Here is a 9,338-nt window from a genome sequence, read left to right on the forward strand (position 1 = left end):
GATCCAGGTTCTGATCCATCGGGCTCTCAACGCGGGTCTGCAGCAAGACCGTATTGCGAATCGACGGATCGCCCTTGATCTGGAGCCAGTGGGGCAACTCTTCGTAGAGCTTCGCCGTCACTGGTAGATCCTTGAGATTGAAGGTTGCGCCGACGTAACCCAGCAGCTCTAAGTCGCGGCGCACGACGTGCAAGGCGGTCAGCGATGGGCGACGCGATACGAGCCCGACATAGGCATCCGAGAGCAGGAAGCCCCACGCGGGAACCGCCTCCCGCATGTAGGGACGCATCGAGCGATCGCGCCCGAAGTCCCTCGGTTCAGCTCCGAGTGCGCTGACCGTGTCGCTAATCTGACGGCCTGCTAGATCCACGACAAAAAGCGCACCGCAGGACGGAATATGTCGGCATCCATCCACCAAAACGCCATTGAGCTGCGCCCGATCGCCCCACACCCACACACAGGCATCCGCGATCTGCGCGATGGGCTCGTGCAGCGTTCTCGCGATCGCTTCGCGTTGACGGTGAATCGTGCCTTTCAGCGTACTGTCCATCATCAACCTCTCTCGCCAGTCCAGAACGTCGCACGATACCGAGCGATCATGACCGTAAGCCTGCAGGTTGCGTTAAAGTTGACGGCATTGCCTCGGCTGGGGTGATCGTGCTGACCGATCGCTTTTTCATGATCGCCCTCCGAGATCAAAATGGCCGCGTTAGTTTAGCTTTTTCAGATGCTAAGGGCTCAATTTGACGGCATTGGATGCGACCCCCAGTACCCCGAAACGTGCCCGTCTGCACAGCGCCCAACGTCTGTCAGCGCCGCCGCTAGGCATTCTCGGGCGTTGACGGCGCATTCCACCCCCGATAATCTCTTGTCACAAGCCAACCTGTCCGGTCAGGGTGGCTTGGATTTCCTATCCGCTCTCACAAATTTTTCAGGGCTCGACTGGGTCCATGCTCTTCTAAACGAGGTCATTCTCCATGTTGGCGAAATTGCGTTCGCTCTTTTTGATTGCGATGGTCGGTCTTCTCCCGGCGCTCATGGTCACGCAGGCTGTGGCCGACCCAATGGCACCCATTGAAGACAAGCAGGGGCACACCGGCACCATTGTCACCGGTGGAGAGGAATTCGTCTACGGCTATGCCGATCCCGACCCAAGCTCAGAGCGAGAGCAATCCCTCACGCCGGGCTGGAAGGTCGAGATCCTCAATAGCACGAGGGGCACCGACGGCCGGATTTGGTATCGCGTCAGGCCACCGGATGACGTCACCACCTGGGTGCCCGAATCGCAGGTAAGCTGGGATTAGAACGATAACCGGAAGACGACATGCCGAGTCATGACGTCTTCCGCCCCGCTCCTGTCATGTGCCCGGTAACGGCGTGCGCAGCAGGTAGAGATTGGCCAGGGCAAAGCGCACCTGCCACTGCACGGTGTTATTGCGCAGCCCTTTGTAGCGAGTCTATGACGCAGAACATCCACAACGACGCAGAGGAAACTCAGCAGATGGCTTACGAATCAATCGACGGCAACAAGTACGAGAAAGAGCTCCTAGACCTCGCCCGCAAACACACCACGGGTGTTGGTGAAGGTAAACTGTCGAAGGACGAGGTGGCAGATTTATTCCGCTCCGCTGCAGACGGGCGTGGCGTGACCGATATCGAAAAGGCCACATTGGCCTATATCAGGCAGAGCTTCCCGTTCACCGATGCGGCGGCACGGGATTTTGATGAAGCCTACGCGAAGCTTTGATAGCGCGGCGACCGAGACTAAGGTTTGACCGAATGCGGGTCGAGACCGCCGAGTTTGATGGAGACATCGTCTTGATCATTCAATCGCTCTGCCGTGGCCTGCGCGGACCCCGGAAGCTCCCATTGCTCGCCTTACTTCTGGTCCTGTTGCCGGCGACTATCCTTGCCGATGCGACGCCGGTGGCCAATAAGGATGCGGCCGAGGATGCGGGGTCGATCACGACCAGCGACCCGGTGGTTCCGATCGATGAGCTCGAGCTGCTGCTGCTCCCGCTGAGCAAAGACCAGCTCGTAGCAGAGGCTAGCGCTTGGCAGCAGCTAGTACAGCAAAAGGCGGAGCAGATCGCGCGCGCGGAGATCGCCGTTAAGCGCCAGAATCGCGAGATCAAGTTGACAAAGGAGCTCGAGCAGAAGGCAGGTCAGGCGCAAAAGGAAGTCGAGAAGGTTAAGGAAGAGGCCGAGAAAGCAGCCCAGGCTGGCGACGTTGAGGCCGCTGAAAAGATCGCCGAGTCCGCGCGAAAGGCCGGCGAGTCCATGCGCAAGCTGCAACAGACCGCAGACGAGGCGGCACAGTCTGCCGACAGCCTCGAGATCCAGGAGGAGCTGACGGCGACCGGCGACGCCGCGAACAAGGCCAGCGAGGCCGTCGAGCACGCCGAGGCAGTCGTCGCCGACATCGAGCATCACCGCGGGTCGGAACTGCGCGATGCGGCCGAGAAGGCGAAGGCCGCCGCCGACGAGGCGGTGCAGGCCAGTGATTCAGTCGTGGAACAGGCCACGGAGGCGGCCTCGGTGGCGGCCGAATCGCTGTCAACCGAGGCGATCGCCGAGACTGCCGCGATCGCTGAACAGGCCAAGGAGGAGAAGCAAGAGCAGAAGGTCAATCTGCTTGAGGCCGTCACGGAGCTGCGCGAGGAGCGCCGCCAACTCATCGACCGCTTCGACTTGGTCTTGGATGCGTTAAGCGCCAAGACCGCGGAAAGCGACGAAAAGACCCTAGGGTTGATCACCGACTATCGCCTCTATATCGACGAGATCCAGGGGGTGAAGGTGGACGTCGCTGACGCCACTTCGGCGTGGATCTCTATCAAGGGCTGGCTGACATCACCCTCGGGGGGCATCAAGCTGGCCTGGCACCTGGCAAGCTTCATTGGCATCCTGATCCTCGCTTGGGTCATCTCACGCATCCTTGGCGCTGGCATGCACGAGGCGCTCAAGCGTGTGCCCGGCACCTCACGGTTGCTGGAGGACTTTCTCGTTCGCTCCATTCACTGGATCGTGATGGCCGTCGGCATCATCATGGCGTTAGCGGCGATGGATGTCAGCGTCGGGCCCTTGTTGGCCGTTGTCGGCGCGACTGGCTTCGTTGTCGCCTTCGCGCTGCAAGACTCGCTGAGCAACTTTGCCAGCGGCCTGATGATCCTGTTTTTCAAGCCTTTCGACGTCGGCGACGTGGTTGAGGCTGGCGGAGTGTCCGGGGTGGTTCAGTCGATGAGCCTGGTCTCGACCACCATCCAGACGTTCGACAACAAGCGAATGGTGGTGCCGAACAACCGGATCTGGAACGACGTCATCACTAACGTGACCGGAGTCACCGAGCGCCGCGTCGACATGGTGTTCGGGATTGGGTACGACGACGATATGGACCGGGCGCAGCGCATTCTCGAGGAGGTGATTGCGTCCCACCCGAAGGTGCTCGAGGACCCCGCGCCGACGATTCGAATGCATGAGCTCGCCGATTCGTCGGTCAACTTCATCGTCCGTCCTTGGGCCAAGACCGGCGATTACTGGGACCTTTACTGGGATGTGCACCGCGAGGTGAAGCGCCGCTTCGACGCAGAGGGCATCGGCATCCCGTTCCCACAGCGTGACGTGCACCTGTACCTCGGCGATCTGGCGACGCGGGAGGCCCTTGCCCGGTCCGGCTGAATCAGATCCAGGGCATGTCCGGTCTTGTCGACATAGACACAGCCTTTCTCGACGATCTCGCGCAGGGTCTGAACGCTGATCGGCAGCGGCGGCAGTTGGGTCGCCACGGCGGGGTTCCTGGTCAGTCGATCGCCGCCCTATTCTCGATCACGACCGTGCAGGATGCCACCGGATTGCCACGGCGTCAGGCAGCAAACTCCGGCCCATCCTGCCCGCGCGGCGCCAACTCAACGCGGGCCTGCGACAGCGGGCGCAGTTGCGCTCTCCCCGCTGACGCCCGCGGCGTCTTGGTCACTGCTGCGCCGTGCCAATCCCCCGCCACCGGCCACCAGCCGCTGGCGGAGCGCGCCCCGCCTTCAGCGTCGGCCCCGCCGCTGCTGCCAGCCGGCCAACCACACCATTAGCCCCGCCAGTACGCCCAGCGCCGGAAGGCTCAGAGTGGGGATCGGCACCGGTGCACCGGACCAGGTAATGTCGATAAACAGGTCGGGGTTGAACGATGCCTTGAAGCGCACTTTTTGGGCAACGGTGCTGCTGACCTCAAAGCGCGCATCTCCCTGCGCATCGGTGGGGGTTGGACTCGTGGTGATGGTGACGGCGCCGCCATCCTCGGAGGCCGACTCAACGCTCAGACTCACGCTGATGCCGGACAGCGGGTTGCCTGCGCCATCGCGGACCGTGACGGTGATTGTGGTCCCCTGACCGGTGGTCACGACAGCGGCTTGGGTGTCGATGCTCGACTTGGCTTGGGAGCTGTTGGCCGTAAAGGTCGCGGAGACGGTCTTGGCGGCCTGCACGTTGTCGAGGGTGCAGCTGGTGCCGCTCTGTCCGGCGCAGGCATCGCCCCAGCTGTCGAAGCTGTAGCCGGTATTGGGGGAGGCGTTGCAGGTCGTGCTGGCGCCGTAGTCGACCGGGTTGGGTGAGCAGCTGAGGCTGCCGCCGGCGCTGGGGTTGGCGGTCTCGGTGATGCTGTAGCTGTTGAGGCTGAAGTTGGCGGTGACGGTGGCGTCGGCGGTGACGTTGTCGAGGGTGCAGCTGGTGCCGCCCTGTCCGGCGCAGGCATCGCCCCAGCTGTCGAAGCTGTAGCCGGTATTGGGGGAGGCGTTGCAGGTCGTGCTGGCGCCGTAGTCGACCGGGTTGGGTGAGCAGCTGAGGCTGCCGCCGGCGCTGGGGTTGGCGGTCTCGGTGATGCTGTAGCTGTTGAGCGTCACCACCAGGCGCACTTCACCGTCCGTCGCGGTGTCGAGGCCGGCCGAATAGCCGGCGGGGAGCGTGCCGATGCTGAGCGTGTTGTCGCTCAGGCTGCCGGTGTAGGTGATCAGGGTATAGGTGCCGGCGCCAAAGCCGCTGAGGGCGCTGACGTTGAGGGTACCGTCGAGGGTGAGATCGCCGGTGATGTCAATCAGATCGCTATCCGTGCCGGCAGTTCCGGCTGGATCGCCGAGCTCAAAGTCGAGCACGGAACCGTTGTTGAGCGTGAGCGAGCCGAGTCTCAAGGTGCCGGCGGATTCGCCGGGGGCGACGCGACCGTCGTTGGCGGAGACATCGCCATCAACCTGACCGCTGCCACCAAGCGTACTGTTCGCGTTCAAGGTTAGGTTGCCGGTAAAGGTACCCGAGAGGTTGACCCGACTTTGACGGTTTCTGGGCACATTTTCGGGTCTGGCCCAGCAGTGGTGCGGGTTTGCGGCCGTTCAGGCCGCGAAATCCTAGTCACATGGACTGTTGAGTTTTGCCGCGTGTTATGGCTATCGTGCTGGTCATGTATCTTCGCGAAAGCAAACAGAAGCGAGCCGATGGCCGCGTGGTCACCTACCTGCAGTTGGCCGAGAACGTCTGGAATCCCGACAAGGGCCGTTCACAAGCCCGCATCTTCTACAACTGCGGTCGGGGCGATGATCCGCAGGCGGTAGAGCGGCTGCGCCGGCTGGCGCGCAGCATCCTGCGCCGGTACGCACCCGAGGAGATCGTTGCCGAAGCTCCCGAGTGGTCCTTGATTTGCGCGTGGCCCTATGGGGATGTCTACGTGCTGGAGGCGCTCTGGAATCGGTTTGGGATCGATACGGTCATCCGCGAGCAGGTCGCCAAGCGGCGCTTCGGCTTCGACATGGAGCGGGCTCTGTTCGCCATGGTGGCCAACCGCGCCTGCGCTCCGGCCTCGAAGCTCTACTGCCACGAGCAGTGGCTCAAGGAAGACACCTACATCCCGGGTTCCCGAGGTCTGGAGCTCCATCAGCTCTATCGGGCGATGGACTTCCTGGAGGCGAACAAGGAGGCGATCGAGCAGGCGGTCTACTTCCAGGTCGCCGATCTGCTCAACCTCGACGTGGACCTCGTCTTCTACGACACCACCTCGTTGCACTTCGAGACCGACGAGGAGGACGGGGATGGTCCCGTGCAGGGCAGTGCCGCGGCCGGAGCCAAGGACTACGCCGCCGCGCGTAAGCGCGGTCACAGCAAGAACGGGCGCAAGGACGCCCCGCAGCTCGTCGTCGGCTTGGCCGTCACCCGGGACGGCTTTCCGGTGCGCCACTGGGTGTTCCCGGGCAACACGGTGGACGTGACCACGGTGTCGCGGGTTAAGGAGGACCTCAAGGGCTGGCAGCTCAGTCGCTGCCTGTTCGTGGGCGATGCCGGGATGGTCTCCCAGGCCAACCTCGAGACCCTCTCCCGGGGCGGAGGCAAGTACCTGTTGGCGATGCCGATGAAGCGCGGGGACGAGGTGACCGAGGCGGTGCTCGCGCGTCCCGGGCGCTACCGCAAGGTGGCCGAGAACCTCGAGGTCAAGGAGGTCGTGGTCGGTGACGGGGAACGGCGCCGGCGCTACGCGGTGTGCTTCAACCCCCAGGAGGCTCGGCGCCAGCGAGCGCATCGCGCGCGCCTGCTCACCGAGCTCGAAGCCGAGTTGGCGAGCCTCGCCGAGCAGAGCGACGGCGACAGCAAGCGCGCGTGCGCGCTGCGCACCAGTGCCCGCTACGGTCGCTTCCTGAAGGAGACCCGACAGCGGCTAGCGATCGACCGCAAGGCGCTCAAGGAGTTGGAGCGCTTCGATGGCAAGTTCGTGGTGCACAGCAACGACGACACCCTCACCGCCGAGGACATGGCGCTCGGCTACAAGCAGCAGCAGCGCGTGGAGGAGGCGTGGCGCACGATGAAGAGCGGGCTGAAGATGCGCCCGGTCTATCACTGGGCACCCCACCGCATCCATGCCCACATCGCCATCACCGTCCTGTCGCTGCTGCTAGAGCGGGCCATCGAGCACGCCGCCCAGGACACCTGGCGCAATATCCGCGACGACCTCAAAACCATCCAGCTGGCGCAATTGTCGAGCCCCAACGGCACGATCTGGCAGGTGACCGAGCCGCGCCTTGAAGCTTCCAAGCGATTGAAAAAAATGAAGCTCCAGCCGCCAAAGCCGATGCTTGGCCTAGCCTGAACCCCCTCGCCATCCTAGATACACGCCCTAGTTCGGCGCCCAGCTCAACACCCCGCCGCGTCTGCCTCTCCAGCGGGCGTGTTACTTTGTGCTGTCAAAGTCGGGTGGATTTGAGCCCAAGTTTTGAGCCTAAGTTATCAATGCTCGGTAAGCTCACCCTGAAGTCGATCCTTCGGCTAACCGCCGTCGGGCTTGTGCTGGCGACCCTGTGCGCGCTGCTCGCCCGCAGCTGGTGGGTTTTCGACCTGTTCAGCCATTTTCGCCTGCAGTATGCGCTCGCGGCACTGACGCTGGGGGTCGTTGCGCTGATGCTTCGGGCCTGGCCGCTCGCAGCGATGCTGCTGGCCAGTGCCCTGCTACACGGTTGGACGATCCGCGCACTTTGGCTGGCAGAGACGCCAGACAGCCCCGCTTTCGGCATGCCGCTGCGCCTGGCGGTGGCCAATGTGCGCCGCTCCAATCCGACGCCGGCGGCCGCGGTCAGGTGGCTCCGCCGTGCCGATGCCGACCTGGTGCTATTGGTCGAGGCGCGGACCGACGAGTGGCCGCTAGCGCTCGCCGACATCGGCAACCTCTACCCCTATCGAGCACCCGACGGCTGGCGCTCCGGCGCCCCTGTCATCCTGTTCAGCCGCTATCCGATCCTGGCCGATCGGACTGTCACACAGCCGCTGGACCGTCGCCCTTACCTGTTGGCAAAGGTCGGACTGCCGGCCCAGCAGGTGGCAGTCGCTGGTGTCCACCCGCCATCGCCGTCGCCGAAAGATGCCACCGACAGCCGGCGTCGCAACCTGGAGCTCGACCATATCGCGAGCACCATCGAGGACGCCCAGCGTCCGTTGCTGGTGGCCGGAGACTTCAATACGACCCCTTGGTCGCCGCATTTTCGCGACCTGATACAGGCCACCGGCCTACGCCTGGCCGCAGCAGGACAGGGCTACATCGCGACCTGGCCGCGCTCCTTGTGGCCGGCGCGCATTCCAATCGATCACGTACTCGTCCGGGGGCCGGTCGTCGTGACGAATCTCAGGCGGGGGCCGGCGATCGGCTCCGATCATTTTCCTCTGGTGGTCGACCTTCGGATAGCGGATCGCTAAGGCATGTCGCCAGACGACGGTTGAATTCGCGGCTCGCTTTCCTCAGGCTCGTCATGGTTAGGAACTTGCAGGCTTAACCTCACATTTTCGCAACCCCTGATAGAGGTGCAACGATGACGCTAGACGCCCTACGCCAAACCGCTGAAGCCATGGTCAAGCCCGGTGAGGGCATCCTGGCCATGGATGAAAGCACGCCCACCATCGGCAAGCGGCTGAAGGCGGTTGGTGTTGAGAACACCGAGGACAACCGGATTGCCTACCGCACCATCCTGCTCGGTACGCCAGGACTCGGCGAGTACATCAGTGGCGCGATTCTCTATGACGAGACCATCCGCCAGTCGACGACCGACGGGGAGCCCTTTCCGGAACTGATGAAGCGCCAAGGCATCATGCCGGGGATCAAGGTCGACACTGGCGCCAAAGAGCTCGCGCTGAACGCCGGCGAGAAGGTGACCGAAGGCCTCGACGGGCTGCGCGAGCGCTTGGAGGAGTACGTTGGCCTCGGCGCAAGGTTCTGTAAATGGCGCGCGGTGATCACCATCGACGAGGAGAAACCGAGCCGCGCCTGCATCGAGGCCAATGCCCATGCGCTGGCGCGTTATGCCGCCTTGTGCCAGGAGGCAGGCCTGGTGCCGATCGTCGAGCCCGAGGTGCTGATCAATGGCGCCCACACGATCGAGACCAGCTACGAGGTCACCGTCGAGACTCAGCGCCAGGTGTTCGAGCAGCTCTACCGGCAAGGCGTCCAGCTCGAAGGCATGATCTTGAAGCCGAGCATGGTGATCTCCGGGACCGAGTGTCCGCAGCGCTCCGGTGTCGATCAGGTCGCCGAAGAGACCTTGCGCTGTCTGCAGCAGACGGTGCCGGCTGCAGTGCCCGGCATCGCCTTCCTCTCCGGCGGACAGGACGACCAGCAAGCGACCCAGCATCTCAATGCCATGAATCAGATGGCGACCAAGCTGTCGCTGCCTTGGCGCCTGACCTTCTCCTATGCGCGCGCGCTGCAAAATCAGGTGCTCGAGACCTGGCGCGGCGATGCCTCGAAGGCCGAGCAGGCCAGTGAGGCTCTGCTACAGCGGGCCAAGCTCAATGCGCTCGCGAGCGTCGGCGAGTACGCGCCGGAGATGGAA

8 protein-coding genes are annotated in these 9,338 nt (G+C 63.4%); 6 read left to right on the forward strand and 2 right to left on the reverse strand.

The features are described 5' to 3' along the window. The coding region (locus tag ACY693_RS09745; RefSeq protein WP_462321633.1) for a PDC sensor domain-containing protein at positions 1-550 on the reverse strand (550 nt) is incomplete at its 3' end. Positions 551-977: 427 nt separating this feature from the next. Here ACY693_RS09745 and ACY693_RS09750 point away from each other — a divergent pair. The 3 genes from ACY693_RS09750 (at position 978) to ACY693_RS09760 (ending at position 3,675) form a co-directional block, all read left to right on the forward strand. Further along, a complete protein-coding gene (locus ACY693_RS09750; RefSeq protein ID WP_462321634.1) occupies positions 978-1,304 on the forward strand; it encodes an SH3 domain-containing protein in 327 nt (108 codons plus the stop codon). A 155-nt stretch (positions 1,305-1,459) separates the two neighbouring features. After that, a complete protein-coding gene (locus tag ACY693_RS09755; protein ID WP_462321635.1) occupies positions 1,460-1,747 on the forward strand; it encodes a hypothetical protein in 288 nt (95 codons plus the stop codon). A gap of 32 nt (positions 1,748-1,779) precedes the next feature. Next, positions 1,780-3,675, forward strand: a complete 1,896-nt coding sequence (locus tag ACY693_RS09760) for a mechanosensitive ion channel family protein (RefSeq protein WP_462321636.1) — start codon at positions 1,780-1,782, stop codon at positions 3,673-3,675. Positions 3,676-4,031: 356 nt separating this feature from the next. Here the strand turns inward: ACY693_RS09760 and ACY693_RS09765 are convergent, their stop codons facing one another. Further along, entirely contained in the window at positions 4,032-5,267 is a 1,236-nt protein-coding gene (locus tag ACY693_RS09765; RefSeq protein WP_462321637.1) for an IPTL-CTERM sorting domain-containing protein, read from the reverse strand. A 212-nt stretch (positions 5,268-5,479) separates the two neighbouring features. On the opposite strand from ACY693_RS09765, the gene ACY693_RS09770 reads away from it, so the two are divergent. The 3 genes from ACY693_RS09770 to ACY693_RS09780 all read left to right on the forward strand — a co-directional run. Beyond that, positions 5,480-7,111 carry an IS1634 family transposase gene (locus ACY693_RS09770; protein ID WP_462321638.1) on the forward strand — a complete coding sequence of 544 codons (1,632 nt, stop codon included), beginning with the start codon at positions 5,480-5,482 and terminating at the stop codon, positions 7,109-7,111. Positions 7,112-7,251: 140 nt separating this feature from the next. Further along, on the forward strand, positions 7,252-8,208 hold the full coding sequence (locus ACY693_RS09775; RefSeq protein ID WP_462321639.1) for an endonuclease/exonuclease/phosphatase family protein: 957 nt from the start codon (positions 7,252-7,254) through the stop codon (positions 8,206-8,208). A 113-nt stretch (positions 8,209-8,321) separates the two neighbouring features. Next, on the forward strand, positions 8,322-9,338 hold a 1,017-nt coding region (locus ACY693_RS09780), incomplete at its 3' end, for a class I fructose-bisphosphate aldolase (protein WP_462321640.1).

The organism is Halochromatium sp. (assembly GCF_054919635.1).